The following is a 17219-nucleotide window of genomic DNA, read 5'->3' as shown; positions in this document are numbered from 1 at the left end:
GCGTATGGTTACACTCTACCGACTCGAGGGCTGTCCGTTCTGTGAGATCATCGTCGACGAACTCGAGGAACTCGATATCGAATTCGAGAGCGTCTGGGTCGAGGGATTACACTCGAAGCGAAACGAAGTCAAGCGCGTCTCGGGCCAGCGCCAGGTACCGGTCGTCGTCGACGACGAGTACGGCGTGACGATGGCCGAATCCGAACGGATACTCGAGTATCTCGAGTCGACGTACGCCTGAGCGCGAGTGGGCCGATAGAGCCTTCGACACCTTCCGACAACGCAGCACCAATCACTCGTCAGCAGCGTCCAGTTCGTGCGGATCCAGTCCCGGATCCTCAACGGCTGGCGCACCGATCGCGAGCACGACGCCTTCCTCGTCGCCGACGTTCCGATGGCCGTGACCGATTTCCGGTTTTGCCACCCAGAACGTGCCCGGTCCGGCCTCGACGTACTCTTCCTCGCCGGATCGCCCGAGTTTCAGCGAGAACTCGCCCTCGAGGACGTAGTACAGCTCCTCTTGTTCCGCGTGGGCGTGGTACTGGATCTCCTCGCCGGGCTCGAAGTACCAGAGTTTGAGCTGGAGGTGATCACTCGGCAGAAAGTCGTCGATCGCTCTGATCTGGAGATCTGGTGGCACCTCGTCGATCTCCGAGAGATCCGTCAACGGCACATCGTCGGTGTGTACGACGTCGTATTCCATGCTGTCTGTGACCACGAGACACTGGGGCAAAAACGTACGGACCGCCGGACCCGTACTGCAGTCTCACTCGAAGACGACGGCTCGGTCCGAGTTCGGAACGGTCGCTCCCTCCTGGTCGGCAAACGCCTCGTGGACGTGTGTGTACGTCTCTGCGAGCGCTTCGACGATCACCGTCGTGTCGCTGATCACCGGCATGAAGTTCGTATCACCCTGCCAGCGCGGAACGACGTGCGTGTGGAGGTGATCCCCAATCGAGCCGCCGGCACCCTCCCCCAGGTTGAGTCCGGCGTTGAACCCGTCCGGCTGCAGGGCGGACTCGAGTGCATCGAACGTACGCTGTTTCAGTCGGGCATGGTCGAGTAGTTCCTCGTCGCTGAGGTCGGCGTAGTCACCGGTGTGGCGGTTCGGAATCACCATCACGTGCCCTGGATTGTAGGGATAGTTGTTCAGAAGGACGAACGCGTGTTCGCTGCGGGCGACGATGCGGTTCTCCCGGTCGTCGTCCCGTTCGGGGAATTCACAGAAAACGCAGTCGTCGACGTCGGGGGTTTCCTTGTCCCGTTTGATCCACTCGATTCGCCACGGGGCAAACACCTGTTCCATGGCGGAGCTAGCGCGTGACACTCCTTACTGGTTGTGTCTCGCAAGCGCTGTTGCTCGCTATTTCTGTGTGCAATGGAAATCAGGAACGCTTTTATAGATGGTTGTTGACTCTTGTCTTGGTAACGGGTAGCTCGAAATTCGATTGGAGGTTGCTGGACGTCGTATAAACTGTCTCCGCTTCTCTTAGGTCGTCGTTAGATATATCAGATGTTATGACTCAGTATTCGAAATGAGACGCGCATTTAAGAGTTCACTGTAGCTACTCTTTTCTCAATGGCAACGACGGACGACTCTATAAACGGGCTTACCGAATACTGCGACGACTGCGAACTGAATACGCTGCATGAGGTTTCCGTACAGATTCGCACAGAAAGCGTCAAAAAGGAAAACGCACAGTTCTCCCGCGAACCGTATCGCGTCTGTGAGTGCCAGCGCTGTGGCAATCGGTCGAGCCAGCGCATGAACAACGCCTAACGTGTCGATTCGGACTCAGCCGAGCGAATCGCTGTCGAAGTGCTCCCCGTCTGCGGTATGTCTCCGCCGTTGGACGTGACGACCGCACTGCTGTCCTCCTAATTCCGCCATCCGCCACAGACACTGACACTGGCATGGACACTGACACTGACACGTACAGCGACCAGCCGTGAGTGACTACTCCGTCGTCACTTCACACCCGTTCTCGGTGACGATCAGGGTGTGTTCTTTCTGGCTGACGAGATGACCCTCGTCTTCCTGCAACACCGGATAGCCGTGGACGATGTTGTTTCGTTTGAGTCGCCGCAGCGCCATCTCAGCGCGGTCGGTCTCGAGCCAGCGGGTGGCAAACGGCAACGTTCGGAACTCCTCGGAGATCTGATCGAGTGCCTCGCGGGCCTGCCGGTTGCGGACGGTTCCCTCGCGCTCGAGTGCGAAAATCTCCTCGCTCGCACCTTCGGTGACCTTCCCGCCGCCGTCGGTCGCGAACGGTTCGATCGCGACGACATCGCCGACTTCGAGCGTCGTTCCCTGCGAAACCGCGCGGTTCGGGATGTTTGGACTGGTGTGCTGTTCCCAGTGACCGAGCCCGTGACCGGTCAGGTTGACGACCGGGTTGTAGCCGTAGCCGTTGATCACATCCTCGATCTCTGCGCCGATTTCACCGGTTTCGACGCCGGGTTCGACGACCTCGAGGGCGGCCTCGAGAGCCTGTTCGGAGGCTTCGGCGAGTTCGGGATTGCCCGAGAGGTCGACAGTGATCGCAGTGTCGGCGAGCCAGCCATCGATGTGAACGCCGATATCCAGGTTGATCATCTCCTCGCCGAACGTCGAGTCGTCGTCGATCGAGGGCGTCGCGTGAGCCGCCTCCTCGTCGATCGAAATGTTGACCGGGAACGCCGGCTTCCCGCCGAGTTCGCGGATACGGTCCTCGGCGTACTCGGCGACCTCGAGGTGGCTCGCACCAACCTCGACGCGGTCGGCTGTCTCTGTGCGCACCTGGGCGAGAATCTCGCCCGCTTCGCGGTGCTTCTCGTACTGCTCGGACTGGAGGTCCACGTCCTCGGATTCGGCCATGCCTCCGGGTTGGACCGGTCGACAAAAAGAGGTTCCGCCTCGGATCGCCGCAGCCGTCCGGAAACCGCTGTTCAGCACTCCGCCTCCAACCCACCGTAGTCGACCGTCACCGCGTCGTCGCCCGCGCCGTCTGCATCATCGAACTGTTGAACGCCGATCCGAGCGTTCCACTCGAGTCGACCGCGATCACGCCGGCCGTCGATCCGGTGAGTTCGGCGAACTCGTCGATCGCGAGTTCGGCCGCTGCGTCGGCGTCGAGTCCGCGTTCGACGTGACGAGCGACCCGCCGAGAGAGCGTGACGCGGGCAATGTCCTCGCCGGCCCCGGTCGCGCTGACCGCAGCAGCGGGTGAGCAGTAGAATCCGGAGCCGACCTGCGGGACGTCACCGACGCGGCCTGCGAGCGCGAGCCAGCGTCCGCCGGTCGAGGTCGCCGCGGCGAGGTGCTCACCGTCGAACGCGACCGCACCGACGGTGTCGTGGTCCAGATCGCCGTCGCGTGCGCCGGTTTCGGTCTGTTCCGTGGTGGCTGTCTCCCCGTCGCTATCTTCGTCACGGCCACCCGGATCAGTCTGTCCGTACTGATCCTGGATCCACTCGAGTTCGCTCGCCACGCCGTCGGTCGGCCGATCCGCTTCGGTCTCGGCCCACTTCTCGCGCGTTCGCTCAGACCAGAGGTCGACACCGGTCTCGACGTCGAACGCCTCGGCGAGTTCGACGGCGTGCTCCCCGGAGACGAACCCGTGGGGGGTGTCCTCCATGACGACGCGGGCGACGCTGACGGCGTGTTCGACGTTCGGCATCGAGCAGGCTGCGCCGACAGCGCGGTCGTCGGTCATGATGCCTGCATCCGTACGGATCGCGCCGTCGCTCTGGACGGCGCTGCCGACGCCGGCGTTGAACCGCGGCGAGGACTCGAGGACGTGAATCGCTGCCTCGACGGCGTCGACCGGGTCGCTCGTCGCTGCACTGGTTTCGGCTGCCTCGTCGAGGACGGCCTGTCTCGGGGCTGGTTCGTCGGGGTCGCTACCGGCTCCACCGTGAACGAGTACCTGCATGGACGGGCTTTCACAGACGGATTATAACGACCTTTGGGTTTCAGCGATCCAGGCACGGCTGGCGGTTCACGGCGACGGCAGCGGCACAGGACACTGGCCGAAACCCACACACTTACGGCCGACGCCTGAGAACGGATGACGACGATGACGCCAGCCGTGTTGCTCGCCGGGTTCTGTGCGCTACTGTCGCTGTTCGCAGTGGGACGGCTGGCGCTAGACGATGAGGCGGATCGTGTCGACCTCGGGTCGACGGTCGTCGTCATCGGTATTACGGTTCTCGCGACGCTCTGGGCCACGTATCGGGAGGGGTGGCTCTCGACGGAGTTTCAGTTCCTGCTCGGTATGCTCGGCGTTGGAACTATCGCCGTCGGCACCGGACTGATCGCACGATACTGGCACGATACGACTCCAATTCGCGGATCAGACAGCGGCCGTTCACGTCCGGAACACGACGACAGAGAGCGGGAGAGAGACAGCGGCTCCGACGACCTGCGATCCTGACTGACAGACCTGGTTTGACACTGCACAGCGTCGTGGGTGCACCGGTGGCTGTGCACAGTAGAGGCGATCCACTACGATCCAGACGAATCCCGGCAGCGGTCCGGCCTGTGCAATATTTGCCGTTCTTCGAACGAAATGGTAGCCCTTTTACCCCAGTCGAAGAACCGTACAGACGAGATGAGCTACGACAAGATCGAGGTCCCTGACGAGGGAGAAAAGATCACGCTGAAAGAGGGGAGCGAGACCGAACTCGAAGTCCCTGACAACCCGATTATCCCGATCATCCACGGCGACGGCGTCGGTAGCGACGTCGGCCCAGCCGCACAGCAGGTCCTCGAGGCCGCCGCCGAGGCGACCGGCCGAGAGATCAACTGGATGCGCGTCTACGCCGGCGAGTCCGCCCGCGAGATGTACGACGAGAACCTCCCGGACGAGACCGTCGAGGCAATCAAAGAACACCGCGTCGCCATCAAGGGTCCGCTCACGACGCCCGTCGGCGCCGGTTTCCGCTCGCTGAACGTCGGTCTGCGCAAGCTTCTGGATCTCTACGCGAACGTTCGCCCGACCTACCACCTCGACGGCGTTCCGTCTCCTGTCTCCGAACCCGAGCAGATGGACATGGTCACCTTCCGCGAGAACACGGAAGACGTCTACGCCGGCATCGAGTGGGAAGCCGGCTCCGACGAAGTCCAGCAGGTCAAGGAGTTCGTCGAAGACGAGATGGGCGAAACCGACATCATCCACGACGGTCCCGTCGGCATCGGCGTCAAGCCGATCACGGAGTTCGGAACGAAGCGTCTCGTCCGCCGCGCGATCGACTACGCACTCGAGCACGACCGTGACTCGGTCACGCTGGTCCACAAGGGGAACATCATGAAGTTCACCGAAGGCCAGTTCCGTGACTGGGGCTACGAGGTCGCAGAAGAGGAGTACGGCGACGAAGTCATCACCGAGGACACCCTCTGGGAGGAGCAAGACGGCGAAGTCGACGACGACACGCTCGTCGTCAACGACCGCATCGCTGACAACATGCTCCAGCAGCTGCTGACCCGGACGGACAACTACGACGTCATCGCCACGATGAACCTGAACGGCGACTACATGTCCGACGCCGCCGGCGCACAGATCGGTGGCCTCGGCATCGCACCCGGCGCCAACTTCGGCGACGGCCGCCTGCTCGCCGAACCTGTCCACGGCTCCGCACCGAAGTACGAGGGCCAGGACAAGGTCAACCCGACCGCGATGATCCTCTCGGGCCGCATGATGCTCGAGTACATGGGCTGGAACGACGCCGCAGACCTCGTGCGCGACGCCGTCGAGGAGACCATCTCCTCGGGCAAGGTCACGTACGACCTCGAGCGCCAGCTTGAGGACGCCGAGAAGCTCGCCACCAGCGAGTTCGCTGACGAAGTCGTCGCAAACATCGAACAGCTGTCGTAGACCGGATTTCGGCGAGTCAGAACCAGCGACACTGACTTGCGACTCGTTCGAATTCGCTTTTCGCTTTTCGCTTTTTTGTCGGGTCCCTCCCTCAAGACAGACACCCGCGTCTGACCCACACTGGCACTGACGCGAACCAGCAGAGCGTCCCGTAACGCTCTCCATACCTCGGGCAGAACACGAACACAATGGAACCGAACGCACAAACAGGCACAACCAACCCCCCAACCGTCCGCGTCGCCACTGCTCAGAGCGAACTCGAGGACGCCTTCGACGTTCGCTACGATGTCTTCGTCGACGAACAGGACGTCGACGAGGAACTCGAGTACGACGAGCACGACGAACCGGATGCGGCGGCGGTGCACTTCGTCGCGTACGCCGACAGCGATGACGAGGCCGAAGACGACTCGAGCACAGCAACCCCCATCGGTGCCGCCCGCCTTCGCACCGTCGACCAGGCCACCGGGAAGGTCGAACGCGTCGCGGTACTCGAGTCCCACCGCGGCACAGGTGTCGGCCGCGCGCTCATGGAGGCACTCGAGACGGAGGCACGCGAGCAGTCACTGGAGACGCTCAAACTCCACGCGCAGACGCACGCCGCAGGATTCTACGAGGGACTCGGCTACGAGACGTACGGCGACGAATTCGAGGAGGCGGGGATTCCGCACGTGGCGATGGAACGATCGCTTGGGGACTCGAGTGCGGGTGCCGGATCAAATACGTAGCGTGTTTCTGAGTTGCTGTGCAGTAGACTGCGACTGCGGTTGCTCGGATTGCTGGTTCTGGGATGGGGGCAGTTTCGACGCACTCTCAGTTTTCCCTGCTGATTTCATGCTGCGCAGTACCCTGTAGCCTGCGTATCCGACGACTGCACCCAGGCCGGCGAGTGCCGAGGTCGAAACCGACCGGCGCTGGGTGAGTCTCGTGTAGAGACTCGTCTCAGCGACGTGGCCCTCGTACTCGCCGCGCTCGGCGAGTTCGCCGCCCGCGGAGGGCTCCTCGAGACCGCTGTCCGCCTCGGCTTCAGTACCCTCGCTGGCCGGTCGGTCCCGTTGTTGTTGCTCGATAAACATCGCTTCCATGACGCGATCGAGGAGCCGCGGTGCGTACTTGCTCGCGACGGTAAGCGCTTTGCCACCGCCGCCGACGGTCACCTCCCGCTGTGGCTCCTCGGCCGCGTGGAGAATCGCTCTCGCGACTGTTTCCGGGGCGTAGACGGGCGCTGGAACCGTCGCCTCCTGGTCCATGTAGTTCTTCGCGTGTTCTGGATACGGCGTGTCGATCGCACTGGGTTTGATGAGCGTCACCGACACTGGCGCGCCCTCCTTCTCGAGTTCCATCCGCAGCGCGTCAGTGAATCCCTTGACGGCGTGTTTAGAGGCCGAGTAGCTACCCTGCATGAGAAACGCGCGTTCGGAGGCGATGCTGCCGATATTGATAATCGCACCGCCGCCCTCGCGGTCCCGCAGGTGCTCGGCCGCCTCGAAGGAGCCGTAGAGCAGTCCCCAGACGTTGGTGTCGAACTGTGACTTGAGGTCCTCGAGTGGAACGTCTCGCAGTTTGCCGTAGATGGAGACAGCGGCGCCGTTGATCCACGTATCGTAGCCGCCGTAGGTGTCCTGTGCGGTTTGCGAGATGGTACGGATATCCTCGGGCTCGCGGACGTCGGCGACGACGTACTCTACATCGTGGCCCTGCTCCGTTAGCTCCTGCTTTAGTTCCTGCAGCGCCTCTTCGCTCCGTGCCGCAAGGACCAGTCGTGCACCGCGGTCGGCCGCCATTCGCGCGGTGGTCAATCCGATGCCGGACGAGGCACCGGTGATGACGATGACCTGCTCCGAGATCGGTCGTAACTCCGGTCTCATGGTGTTTCTGGTCGCGACGTGGCTGTCTGGCTACCCGGTACACCTGGTGTGGAATGGCCGCTCGGTGACGGTACCCGTGATCTCTCGTTCATAGGAATCTGTGTCAGCTATCGTCCGCTACGGCCGTCGGGCGTTTGCCACTGGCACCTGTATGTGCCTGCCCGTCGAGAGATCCGCCTGGCCGTCTATTCGCCTATTCGCCTGTCTGCCCGTCTGCCCACTCAGGTGCCGTCCGCTCACCGGATCCAGAATCAGTCCCGTTCCCATCGCCGTTCTGACGGACAGGATCCGAAGCCGACTCGTCGCCGAGCAGCGCCGTCGCGAGTGAGCCGACGATCCGCGCAACACCGTTGGTGACGTGCAAGAAGAACAGTCCTAACACAATTCCCAGCGGGACCGCGAGTACCGACTCAGCGAGTGTCTCGATCTCCCACCCCAGCACGACGGTCGAACTCGAGAACGGTGCGAACACGAGCGCGAGTGAGACGAACCCACCGAGTATGACCAGAAAGAGCACGACGAGGGCGAGAAACGACCGAAGAACGAGAAAACCGACGCCCTTCCAGGTGACCTCCGAGATGATAATCTCCTTTAGCGAGCCGAGAATACCGGCGTCAGTACCGCGTATCGGTCCACCGCCCGGTCGTTGGATCTCCGTCCTTAGCAGCCGATTAGCGAGCAGTCGCTCGAGTTCGGCGAGATATCGCGAGCCTACGATGGTGCCAAGCAGGATCGGAATGCCAACGAGCATGAACGCGAGGATGAGTCCGCCGAAGAACCCGAGCATGAGTCCGAACTGGTAGGCGATGCCGATCGGAATCGCCAGCAGCAGGTAGGCGAGGTTGCGATAGGTCTGGCCCGCAGTGGCGACGCCGACGAACGAGCGAAGTCGGCTCTCTTCGCCCCGAAGTGGGGCGTGGTTGCTCATACAGGAGCCTTCGGTTGACAGTCTCAAAAACGTTCGTCCGGTGTCAGTACCGTTCGCGGACGTACCGGACCGCGAGACCGCACATCGCGAGCCCCATCGCGACCGCGAAGGCGACGACGAACAGCGAGGATAGCTCGCCGTCCATCGCACCGGGGAGCTCCTCCTGGACGAACTCGGCGGCGAGGACGGTCGCGACCCCGAAGAGGACGACACCACCGAGGTTCTCGAGCCACGAGTTCGTCTCCGGGACGACGTCGGGGTCGTTGAGCAGGTAGAGGATCACGGCGAGCGCGAACGGCGTGCCGACGAGGCCGAACGCGAGCATGATCACGAGCAACTGGAAGAACGCGCCCTCGAGGAACACGCCGACCGCGGAGGCGAGTGCGACGGCGATGATAGCTGCCCGGTAGCGCGGGTCCGCGACGGACTGTTCCCAGCCGAGTTTGTCCGCGAGAAGATATGGTGGGACGATCGTGTTTCCGCCGAGCGTCGAGACGGCCGCACCGAGCAGTCCGAGCAAGAACACCCACATTGCGTATTCGCCGGCGATCGGACCGAGTGCCTCTGCGGCCTGAATCTCGTCGATCGTCGCGGGATCGAGACCGCTCTCTGGGAGGACACTCGCCGCGACGAGGAAGACGGCGAGACTGAAGACGCCGAACGCGACGAGCATCGAACTCACAACGTCGAAGAGGGCGATGTCCCGATCAGCTTCGGTCCAGCCACGAGTCCGCATCGTGTAGCTCTGCATCGTCAGTAAGGTGATGTGAACCGCACCACCGAGAACGCCGGCGGCGACGACAGCGCCACCGACGCCGGGCAGTTCGGGAACGAGTCCGGTCGCCGCTGCGGCGGGATCGACCGGAACCACGAAGAGTGAGACGACGAACGCGAGCACGACACACGAAACGAGCACCTTGGCGCCAATTTCGGCGACGCGGTAGCCGCCGCCCGCGAGTCCAAGCGCGAGAATCATTGCCCAGAGAACGCCCCAGATCCGAGGGTCAGCGAGTCCTGCAACGCCCGCGGTCGCGACCATCGTCGCGCTGACATCCGCCAGCGTTTTCATGATCACGAGCTGTGCGAGTCCCGCCGCGAGGACGACGTCGATCACGAGCACCCAGGCCCAGAACGAGCCGAGGTGGTCTTCGACGACGGAAACGATCCCCGCCTCGGTGAGCAATCCGAGTCGCATCGCGAGGTACTGGCCGACGGTGCCGAGGACCGCCGCGAGAACGACGACCCACAACAGCGTATAGCCGTAGCCCGCACCAGCAGCCAGCAAACTCACCATCGTTGCGGGCCCGGCTGCGATTGCACCCGCAAGCCACGTCGGCCCTAACCGTCTCACGAACGACTCGATCCGTCCGACCGCCCAGCCGGTCGACTCCGTCTCGGTTGCCATCGGACGTGCTTGCCAACTGGGGCATATAACTCCGTGGTATCGCCTCGTAAAATGGTGGTTAGTTGACTCTACCTCATCCGGTTCGTTTATTCTGATTGCCAGCTCGGATTCTCGCGTGGCGGGCTAAAGATGTCGACCCCGCGAACCGTATCGTCGCCACGGTTCTCGGCTCCGTGGGGCTGATCACCCGGTAGGGCATAGGAATCGCCGGGACCGCAGACGATCTCCTCACCGTCGGTGAGGAACGTCAGTTCGCCTTCGTAAATAAAACCGGTCTGTTCGTGCGGATGGCTGTGCTCCTCGACGGTTGCACCGGGTTCGATCTCGAAGTGCTGAACGTTCATCGAGTCGGAGCCGGCCATCAGCGCCAGGTGAACGCCGTCTGCGGCTTCGGATGCTTCGATTTCGGACAGTGAACGATGGTCCATATCGTCAGAGAAGACGGGGGACGCTAATAATGTACGGGCGGATCGGTCAGCTCCTGCCCCTCACCGTTCGTCCACTGTACGAGAATCTCACGACGCGGTGAGCGCGGGTCGAACCTATATCTCGCCGTCTGGTGACAGCGGTCAGTATGGACGCAATGGTCATCACCGACTTCGGCGACACCGACGTTTTCGAACACCGCGACGCGGACCGGCCGGAACCCGGACCGACGGAACTGCTCGTTCGCGTGCACGCGTCGTCGGTCAACCCCGTGGACTGCAAAATTCGACAGGCCGGCTCGTGGGCCGGCATCTCTCCACCGACGATTATCGGGTACGACGTTTCGGGCGTTGTCGAGGAGACTGGCAAGGCCGTTACGGACTTCACGGTCGGCGACGAAGTCTTCTACACCTCCGAAATCTTCGGCGAGCAGGGGAGTTACGCCGAGTTCCACACTGTCGACGAGTCCATCGTTGCGCCCAAACCCGGGTCGCTCTCCCACGAAGAGGCCGCAGCGCTCCCCCTTGCTGCGGCGACCGCCTGGGAGGCAATCGTCACGCGGGGCGCGGTCACGGCCGGCGAGACGGTCCTGATCCACGGCGCGGGCGGTGTCGGCTCGCACGCGGTCCAGATCGCCGATGCGAGCGGCGCGACGGTGATCGCAGTGACGAGTCCCGAGACTGTCGACCAGACCGAGGAACTCGGCGCGGCGCGAGCGATCGACTACGAATCCGACTCCTTCGTCGACGTGATCGAGTCGGAGTTCGACAAGGGCGTCGATCTCGTCTTCGATACCGTTGGCGGCGAGACGCTAGTCGGCAGCACCGAAATTACGAATCCACACGGTCGCCTCGTCACGATCCTCGAACCCGAAGGCGAGTGGGGGACCGCCTACCAACAGAACTACACGCTCGAGATGCTCTTCCTCGAGCGTGACCGACGACCGCTCGACGCGCTCCGCCGACTCGTCGAGGCGAAGCGACTCGAGCCCGTTCTCGACTCGGTGCTCCCGCTCGCGGATGTCGCGCAGGCGCACGAACTGGTCGAGGGAGGTGGACTCACGGGAAAAGTCGTGCTCGACGTCGACGGCGCATAGTCCCGTCCACGGTCGGCACTAACGCGTTCACTTTCGCTCCGGTTGCCCAACCTTGAACTACGTCGCTCACCCACGAGGAGCCATGTACGCCGTCGTCGGCTGTAGCGAGTGTTCGAACCTCTGGATCATCGAGGGGCGCTCGGAAACCACCCAGTGCCCCCGCTGTGGTGCCCGTCGCCCCTACGAGCGCCGGAAGAAGTTCGTCGAAACCGACGACGCCAACCACGCCCGCGAGGTTCGCGCCTCGATGCTCGCGAACCGCCAGGGCCAGGGCGAGGCCTTCGCCGACCTCGGCTCTTTCGAGGCACTCGAGTCCGACGTCGCAGACGGAGTGGTCGACGACACGGAGTACCTAGAGCAATCGGGCCTCGATGTAGACGAGGTCGAGGCTGCTAGCGACCGAGACCCGCGCGGGTCCACACGCAGCGGGAGCAAGAAGGAGATCGTCGAACGGGCGCTGGCTGAACTCGACTCGCCCACCGAAGACGAGATTATCTCCTACGCCGGCGAGCGCGGGGTCTCGGCTGGCTACGTTCAGCGGGCACTCGAGAAGCTTACGAGACAGGGAACGGTGAGCGAGAGCCGTGGTGAGTACCGGTTGCTCTGAGGTCGCGCTGCAATTCCTGGGAATCGCCGCGTCTGGAACGCGAACGGCAAGGCTTTCACTCGGGCGCTGAAACGTCAGCGCAGACGCAATGGCCGAAATGGTGGACGTCCAGCAGGAGACGATCGGTATCGGAACGGTAGCCGCGCTGGTGCTCTACGGCTACGGAACGGTCATCGACGAGACGCTGTTCGGCTACGAGGCGACGACGCTCGCGATGTGGGTTTTCGTGGGGACGTTCGCCGCGGTCGCGGTCTTTCACGGCGCGTACGGTCGGCGGGACTTCGCGGCCGCACACGGGACTGCGGCGCTCGGACTCGCAATCTTCTTGCTCGCCTCGGACGGACCGCAGGCGCTTCTGGGGCTGGTCTTGCTTCTTGGCGGCGGCATCTATATCGCGGTCAAAACGGTTCGTGCGCGACGGGAACTGAACGAGACGGCCAGTTCAGAGTAAACGAGACGAACGTTCCAGACAGAACGTGACGGACGGTTCGGGTTGATTCTCCGATTTCACTCTGCGAATTCTCGCTGGCTCTATCGGCCGAGATCCTCGTGTGCACTCGCCAGATGCCGCGAGGAGAGCGCGGCGAGCAAGGAGAGTTCACCCGCCAGCGCGCCGACCGCGATGATTTCCGCCAGCGCGTCGGCGTTCGAGCCGGCCGGGTCGCCGCCGCCGCGGAGTCCGAGGACCTCGAGTGCCTCTGCCTGCGTCGGGAGCTTCGTCCCGCCGCCGACGGTACCGACCTCGAGCGAGGCGAGCGAGACGGCGGCGTAGAGGTCCGTCGTGCCGTCCTCGCGCTCGCGGGCCTCCATCGTGGTGATGGCGTTTGCGCCCTCGACGACCTGGGCTTCGTCCTGGCCGGTCGCGAGGAACGCTGCGGCGATCACGTTCGCCGCGTGGGCGTTGAACCCAAGGCTGCCGGCCTTCGCGCTGCCGGTCAGGTTCTTTCGGGTGTTGGCCTCCGCGATCGCGTCGGCGGTCGTGTGCAGGCGCTCCTCGACGAGTTCGCCCGGAATCAGCACGTCGGCGGTGACCGAGCGCCCGCGGCCCTCGACGGCGTTGATGGCCGCCGGCTTCTTGTCCGAGCAGAGGTTGCCCGAGAGCGCGACGAGCGAGGCCGGCGTCTCGGCTTCGACGAGTTCGGAGGCTTCGCGGGTAGCGATGGTGACCATGTTCATCCCCATCGCGTCCTTCGTGTCGTAGGCAAAGCGGAGGTAGACCGAGTCGCCGACGACGTAGGTATCGACGGCGAGCAGTTCGCCGTGGCTGGTAGTCGACTCGGCGGCCTCCCGAAGCGCATCGACGTTGTCGTCGACCCACTCGACCGTTTCGGCGGCCTCTGCGACGCCCTCGACCTGAAACACGGGGGCGCGGGTCATGCCGTTCTTCGTCACGCGGGCGTCTGCGCCGTCGGCTGATCGGATCACCGAGAGGCCGCGGTTGACCGATGCCAGCAGCGCCCCTTCAGTCGTCGCCATCGGCAGGTAGTGCTCGCCGTCGGCCGCGCTGCCGGAGACGTCGACCGGGCCGACGACGCCCATCGGGATCTGGGCCGCGCCGATCATGTTTTCGACTGCGGAGTCGGCCTCCTCGGCGGGGAAGGCGTAGTCGCCGGTGGTGCTGAGATCGGCTCCCGTCTCGCGTTTGACGAACAGGCGGCGGGCCTCGGCCGCGGTGTCGGCGTCGGTGTGCTCCTCGAGTTCGTGGATGCGGAGGTCGCCGTCCTGCACGCGGTCGGCGAGGGCCTCCGGATCGGTCGTGGTCATGCGTTGGTGGAGACAGCGGTGTCTCCTAAGGGTTGCTGATTCGCGCGGCTGCTTCAGTGAGGACCCACCACTGAAGCGAGCACGAATCAGTCGCATTCCAAACCGGTTTCTCTTTGCCCCTGGTTTCCCACACCACGACCATGACCGAAGCCGCCGATCTGCTGCTCACGAACGCAGAGATCCACAGCCTGACGGCACCCGACACCGTCCACGAAGCCGCTGCGATCCGCGACGGCGAACTCGTCCGCCTCGGCGACACCTACGAAATCGAGTTCCTCGAGGGCGTCGAGACCGAGGTCATCGACTGCGAAGGCCGCACCGTCCTTCCGGGCTTCATCGACGCCCACACCCACCTCGACCACCTCGGCGAACACCTCGTCCACGCCGACCTCTCGACCGTCGACTCGCGGGAAGAAGCACTCGAGTCCCTCGCCGCGCGGGGGGACGAAACAGCGGGCGTGGAGGATGGGACCGACAACGCCGAGAACGACTGGATTCTCGGATTCGGCTACGACGAGAGCACGTGGGGCGGCACAGCGGGATACCTCACGCGCGAGGACCTCGATCAGGTGTCCGAGACGCGCCCCATCGCCGCGATTCGCGTCGACGGCCACACGGCCTCGCTGAACTCCGTCGCGCTGGCGGAACTCGAGAACGACCTGCCCGACGAGGAGGTCCACGTCGAGGGCGACGAGCCGACCGGCGTCATCGTCGAGGACGCCATCGGCGTCGTCAAAGACGAGGTCGCCGCCAGTCGCGCGGAGATGCGCAAGATCATTTCGGCGGCCGCAGAACACGCGGTTGAACTCGGCGTGACGGGCGTCCACGACATGGTGCAGCGCTCGACGGCCGCCCGGGCCTACCGCGACCTGGAAGCCGAGGGCGACCTGCCGCTTCGCGTGCGGATCAACTACTGGAGTGACTTCCTTGAGCACCTCACCGCCGCAGGCATGCCGACGAACGCAGGTAGTGAGCGCGTGCAGGTGGGCGCGATCAAGTCCTTCTCCGACGGCAGTTTCGGCGGTGAGACGGCGAAGGTGTACGAGCCGTACGTCGGTGCGGGCGGGGACGAGGATGGAGACGGCGAGGAGGTGACAGACACAGACGCAAGCGCAAACGCAAACGCAGACACAGACGCCGGACGCGGCCAATGGGTCGTCGACCCCGACGAACTCGGCGACATCGTCGACCGTGCCGACAACGCAGACTTCCAGCTCTCCATCCACGCCATCGGCGACGAGGCCATCGAGGAAACGCTCACCCTACTCGAGTCCACCGACGATCCGGCCGGCTCCCGACACCGGATCGAGCACGCCGAACTCGTCGACGACGACCAGTTGGCCCGGATGGCCGACGCGGGAATCGTCGCCTCGATGCAGCCTAATTTCCACCGCTGGGCAGACGAAGGCGGACTCTACGACCAGCGTCTCGGCGAGGAACGTCGCAAGCGGACCAACCGATTCCGCCGCGTGCTCGATGCCGGCGTCCCGCTCGCGTTCAGTTCGGACTGCATGCCGCTCGATCCGCTGCTCGGCATCCACCACGCGGTTAACGCCGGCACGGAAGCGCAGCGTCTCTCGGTAACCGAAGCGATCCGGGCCTACACGCGCGGCGGCGCGTACGTCGGTTTCGACGAGGATCGACTGGGGACCGTCGAGGTCGGCAAGCGCGCCGATCTGGTCGTCCTCGAGGAGTCACCATGGGAGCAGTCCGAGGCGATCGACGAGATCGACGTGGCGATGACGCTGGTTGATGGCGATGTAGTGTACGATGCCGCTGATTGACTGGGGTCTGGTGTACAGTGTCGCTGGTTGAGGGAGATATGCCGTCGTCGCCGTCGGCGCAGTCTCAATCGCAGTCAGCACAGTGACCGCCCGATTCTCACGCCTATTGACCGATTGAAACGACTAACTGGCTGTACGAGGTAGCGAGCGCCAATGCGAGCGCGCGGGCGGTGGTCGACGTGAACCTACTCGAGAGCCTCCGAATTAGCTGGCGGTCGATCACGTCCCACAAGCTTCGCTCGACGCTGACGACCATCGGGGTGATCATCGGCATTGCGGCGGTAATCACCTTCATGGTGCTCGGCTCGGGCTTCTCCGAGAGCATCGTCGGCGATATCGAGGACGACCAGGAGCCCGTGATGCTCGTCCAGACCCAGACCGAACCGGAGGACGGCTTCGGGATCATGCCGGTCGAGACACCGATCTACACGGAGAGCGACATCGAGACACTCGAGGAGATCGACGGCGTCGAGTTCGTCGCGCCAGAGGGATCACTGGACGTAATTCAAACCGGGACGGGCGACGAGCAGGTGACCGGCGTCGTCGACGTACAGGCGACGACCGACGATGCGTTCGAGTTCACGCCGTTCGTCGAGGGCGAGACGTTCGACGAGGACGCCGAGGACGAGGCGGTGATCAACGAACCGGCGAGCCAGGTCTTCGAGGAGAACGTCTCGACGGGCGACGAGCTCACGCTCACCTTCGAGGACGGCGAGACGACGACTGTGACGGTAACTGGCGTCGTCGAGGAAGAGTTCGGTGGACAGACGCCGCCACACGTCTACGTGTCCGCCGAGTCGTACTACACGACGACAATCGAGACGCCCGACGGCGACGACGAACGCGCGTATCCACTCCTTCAGATCGGGGCTGAAGACTTCGAAGCGATCGAGCCCACGCAGGATGACGTCACCGACTACCTCGAAACGGACTCCCACGCCGCCGAACTGAAACAGGACGGCGACCAGATCGAGGTCCAGACCGTCGAGGACGCCATCGACCAGTTCATGGACCTCGTGAACCAGCTCACCGGCTTCGTCGCCGCCGTCGCCGCCATCGCGCTCGTCGTCGGCTCCATCGGCATCGCGAACATCATGATCGTCAGCGTCACCGAACGCACCCGCGAGATCGGGGTCATGAAATCCATCGGTGCAACGAAGCGAGACATCATGCAGCTATTCCTCGTCGAATCCGTCATCCTCGGGCTCGTCGGTGCCGTCTTCGGCATCGCGCTCGGCCTCGGCGTCGGCTACCTCGGCGTGCAACTCATCGGGTGGCCAATGGTCTACCCACTCGAGTGGATCGCCATCGCGGCGGCGGTTGGGATCGGTGTGGGGGTCGTTTCGGGGTTGTATCCGGCCTGGCGAGCGGCGAGGGTGGATCCGATCGAGGCGTTGCGCCACGAGTGAACCGTACGGTGTGCGTGTCGGCACAGTCCCAAGCGGACAGCGAATGGGGGAGAACCGCTACCGTTATGGTCACGAACTGA

The 17219-nt window shown here is 63.8% G+C and carries 19 protein-coding genes; 10 read left to right on the top strand and 9 right to left on the bottom strand.

Annotation, left to right across the window (positions count from 1 at the left end; translation table 11 throughout):
• The first annotated feature begins 4 nt into the window (after window positions 1–4).
• On the top strand, window positions 5–241 hold the full coding sequence (locus C483_RS13160; RefSeq protein WP_006653848.1) for a glutaredoxin family protein: 237 nt from the start codon (window positions 5–7) through the stop codon (window positions 239–241).
• A gap of 51 nt (window positions 242–292) precedes the next feature.
• Here C483_RS13160 and C483_RS13155 read toward each other — a convergent pair whose 3' ends face one another.
• Both C483_RS13155 and C483_RS13150 read right to left on the bottom strand, forming a co-directional pair.
• Window positions 293–703, bottom strand: coding sequence for a cupin domain-containing protein (locus C483_RS13155; protein ID WP_049912692.1), 411 nt, complete (start codon window positions 701–703; stop codon window positions 293–295).
• A 63-nt stretch (window positions 704–766) separates the two neighbouring features.
• Window positions 767–1306 (bottom strand): HIT family protein, encoded by a 540-nt coding sequence (locus C483_RS13150; protein WP_006653846.1) that lies wholly within the window; start codon window positions 1304–1306, stop codon window positions 767–769.
• Window positions 1307–1579: 273 nt separating this feature from the next.
• On the opposite strand from C483_RS13150, the gene C483_RS13145 reads away from it, so the two are divergent.
• Complete coding sequence (locus C483_RS13145; protein ID WP_006653845.1) at window positions 1580–1780, top strand: DUF7835 family putative zinc beta-ribbon protein; 201 nt, start codon at window positions 1580–1582, stop codon at window positions 1778–1780.
• A gap of 177 nt (window positions 1781–1957) precedes the next feature.
• Here the strand turns inward: C483_RS13145 and map are convergent, their stop codons facing one another.
• Together map and C483_RS13135 are read right to left on the bottom strand one after the other, a co-directional pair.
• Entirely contained in the window at window positions 1958–2857 is a 900-nt protein-coding gene (map, locus tag C483_RS13140) for a type II methionyl aminopeptidase (RefSeq protein WP_006653844.1), read from the bottom strand.
• A gap of 106 nt (window positions 2858–2963) precedes the next feature.
• Entirely contained in the window at window positions 2964–3914 is a 951-nt protein-coding gene (locus tag C483_RS13135) for an isoaspartyl peptidase/L-asparaginase (protein ID WP_006653843.1), read from the bottom strand.
• 135 nt (window positions 3915–4049) lie between these two features.
• Between C483_RS13135 and C483_RS13130 the strand changes: the two genes are divergently transcribed.
• The 3 genes from C483_RS13130 to C483_RS13120 all read left to right on the top strand — a co-directional run bounded on the left by C483_RS13130 (window position 4050) and on the right by C483_RS13120 (window position 6580).
• Window positions 4050–4415, top strand: coding sequence for a hypothetical protein (locus C483_RS13130; RefSeq protein WP_006653842.1), 366 nt, complete (start codon window positions 4050–4052; stop codon window positions 4413–4415).
• Between the two features lie 177 nt (window positions 4416–4592).
• Entirely contained in the window at window positions 4593–5855 is a 1263-nt protein-coding gene (gene icd, locus C483_RS13125; protein ID WP_006653841.1) for an isocitrate dehydrogenase (NADP(+)), read from the top strand.
• A gap of 188 nt (window positions 5856–6043) precedes the next feature.
• Window positions 6044–6580: a GNAT family N-acetyltransferase gene (locus tag C483_RS13120; protein WP_006653840.1), complete on the top strand. Its 537-nt coding sequence runs from the start codon at window positions 6044–6046 to the stop codon at window positions 6578–6580.
• Here C483_RS13120 and C483_RS13115 read toward each other — a convergent pair.
• The 4 genes from C483_RS13115 to C483_RS13100 all read right to left on the bottom strand — a co-directional run bounded on the left by C483_RS13115 (window position 6569) and on the right by C483_RS13100 (window position 10481).
• On the bottom strand, window positions 6569–7720 hold the full coding sequence (locus C483_RS13115; RefSeq protein WP_006653839.1) for an SDR family oxidoreductase: 1152 nt from the start codon (window positions 7718–7720) through the stop codon (window positions 6569–6571). The two genes, C483_RS13120 and C483_RS13115, sit on opposite strands and share 12 nt — an antisense overlap.
• Window positions 7721–7913: 193 nt before the next feature.
• Window positions 7914–8648, bottom strand: coding sequence for a sensor domain-containing protein (locus C483_RS13110; RefSeq protein WP_006653838.1), 735 nt, complete (start codon window positions 8646–8648; stop codon window positions 7914–7916).
• A 43-nt stretch (window positions 8649–8691) separates the two neighbouring features.
• Window positions 8692–10053: an NRAMP family divalent metal transporter gene (locus C483_RS13105; RefSeq protein ID WP_006653837.1), complete on the bottom strand. Its 1362-nt coding sequence runs from the start codon at window positions 10051–10053 to the stop codon at window positions 8692–8694.
• Between the two features lie 86 nt (window positions 10054–10139).
• The gene (locus C483_RS13100) at window positions 10140–10481 is read right to left on the bottom strand and encodes a cupin domain-containing protein (RefSeq protein WP_006653836.1); all 342 of its coding nucleotides are present in this window, start codon (window positions 10479–10481) and stop codon (window positions 10140–10142) included.
• A 146-nt stretch (window positions 10482–10627) separates the two neighbouring features.
• On the opposite strand from C483_RS13100, the gene C483_RS13095 reads away from it, so the two are divergent.
• The 3 genes from C483_RS13095 to C483_RS13085 all read left to right on the top strand — a co-directional run bounded on the left by C483_RS13095 (window position 10628) and on the right by C483_RS13085 (window position 12633).
• Entirely contained in the window at window positions 10628–11575 is a 948-nt protein-coding gene (locus C483_RS13095; RefSeq protein ID WP_006653835.1) for a zinc-binding dehydrogenase, read from the top strand.
• A gap of 82 nt (window positions 11576–11657) precedes the next feature.
• Window positions 11658–12182 (top strand): DUF5817 domain-containing protein, encoded by a 525-nt coding sequence (locus C483_RS13090; RefSeq protein WP_006653834.1) that lies wholly within the window; start codon window positions 11658–11660, stop codon window positions 12180–12182.
• An 88-nt stretch (window positions 12183–12270) separates the two neighbouring features.
• Window positions 12271–12633 (top strand): hypothetical protein, encoded by a 363-nt coding sequence (locus C483_RS13085; RefSeq protein WP_006653833.1) that lies wholly within the window; start codon window positions 12271–12273, stop codon window positions 12631–12633.
• 80 nt (window positions 12634–12713) lie between these two features.
• On the opposite strand, the gene hmgA is transcribed toward C483_RS13085, so the two are convergent.
• Window positions 12714–13946, bottom strand: coding sequence for a hydroxymethylglutaryl-CoA reductase (NADPH) (hmgA, locus tag C483_RS13080; RefSeq protein ID WP_006653832.1), 1233 nt, complete (start codon window positions 13944–13946; stop codon window positions 12714–12716).
• A gap of 140 nt (window positions 13947–14086) precedes the next feature.
• Between hmgA and C483_RS13075 the strand changes: the two genes are divergently transcribed.
• Both C483_RS13075 and C483_RS13070 read left to right on the top strand, forming a co-directional pair.
• Window positions 14087–15730: an amidohydrolase gene (locus C483_RS13075; RefSeq protein WP_006653831.1), complete on the top strand. Its 1644-nt coding sequence runs from the start codon at window positions 14087–14089 to the stop codon at window positions 15728–15730.
• Window positions 15731–15909: 179 nt separating this feature from the next.
• Window positions 15910–17139 (top strand): ABC transporter permease, encoded by a 1230-nt coding sequence (locus C483_RS13070; protein ID WP_049912701.1) that lies wholly within the window; start codon window positions 15910–15912, stop codon window positions 17137–17139.
• Window positions 17140–17219: the final 80 nt, after the last annotated feature.

The organism is Natrialba hulunbeirensis JCM 10989 (assembly GCF_000337575.1).
Lineage (GTDB): Archaea > Halobacteriota > Halobacteria > Halobacteriales > Natrialbaceae > Natrialba > Natrialba hulunbeirensis.
The sequence above is the reverse complement of the archived record's forward strand: the minus strand, read 5'-3'. Positions and strand labels throughout refer to the sequence as shown.

Coding starts and splice junctions, on each gene's coding strand:
- C483_RS13090 (WP_006653834.1), top strand. CDS start 11,658: ATGTACGCCGTCGTCGGCTGTAGCGAGTGTTCGAACCTCTGGATCATC.
- C483_RS13120 (WP_006653840.1), top strand. CDS start 6,044: ATGGAACCGAACGCACAAACAGGCACAACCAACCCCCCAACCGTCCGC.
- hmgA (WP_006653832.1), bottom strand. CDS start 13,946: ATGACCACGACCGATCCGGAGGCCCTCGCCGACCGCGTGCAGGACGGC.
- C483_RS13145 (WP_006653845.1), top strand. CDS start 1,580: ATGGCAACGACGGACGACTCTATAAACGGGCTTACCGAATACTGCGAC.
- icd (WP_006653841.1), top strand. CDS start 4,593: ATGAGCTACGACAAGATCGAGGTCCCTGACGAGGGAGAAAAGATCACG.
- C483_RS13115 (WP_006653839.1), bottom strand. CDS start 7,720: ATGAGACCGGAGTTACGACCGATCTCGGAGCAGGTCATCGTCATCACC.
- C483_RS13100 (WP_006653836.1), bottom strand. CDS start 10,481: ATGGACCATCGTTCACTGTCCGAAATCGAAGCATCCGAAGCCGCAGAC.
- map (WP_006653844.1), bottom strand. CDS start 2,857: ATGGCCGAATCCGAGGACGTGGACCTCCAGTCCGAGCAGTACGAGAAG.
- C483_RS13075 (WP_006653831.1), top strand. CDS start 14,087: ATGACCGAAGCCGCCGATCTGCTGCTCACGAACGCAGAGATCCACAGC.
- C483_RS13160 (WP_006653848.1), top strand. CDS start 5: ATGGTTACACTCTACCGACTCGAGGGCTGTCCGTTCTGTGAGATCATC.
- C483_RS13110 (WP_006653838.1), bottom strand. CDS start 8,648: ATGAGCAACCACGCCCCACTTCGGGGCGAAGAGAGCCGACTTCGCTCG.
- C483_RS13130 (WP_006653842.1), top strand. CDS start 4,050: ATGACGACGATGACGCCAGCCGTGTTGCTCGCCGGGTTCTGTGCGCTA.
- C483_RS13135 (WP_006653843.1), bottom strand. CDS start 3,914: ATGCAGGTACTCGTTCACGGTGGAGCCGGTAGCGACCCCGACGAACCA.
- C483_RS13105 (WP_006653837.1), bottom strand. CDS start 10,053: ATGGCAACCGAGACGGAGTCGACCGGCTGGGCGGTCGGACGGATCGAG.
- C483_RS13085 (WP_006653833.1), top strand. CDS start 12,271: ATGGCCGAAATGGTGGACGTCCAGCAGGAGACGATCGGTATCGGAACG.
- C483_RS13095 (WP_006653835.1), top strand. CDS start 10,628: ATGGACGCAATGGTCATCACCGACTTCGGCGACACCGACGTTTTCGAA.
- C483_RS13150 (WP_006653846.1), bottom strand. CDS start 1,306: ATGGAACAGGTGTTTGCCCCGTGGCGAATCGAGTGGATCAAACGGGAC.
- C483_RS13155 (WP_049912692.1), bottom strand. CDS start 703: ATGGAATACGACGTCGTACACACCGACGATGTGCCGTTGACGGATCTC.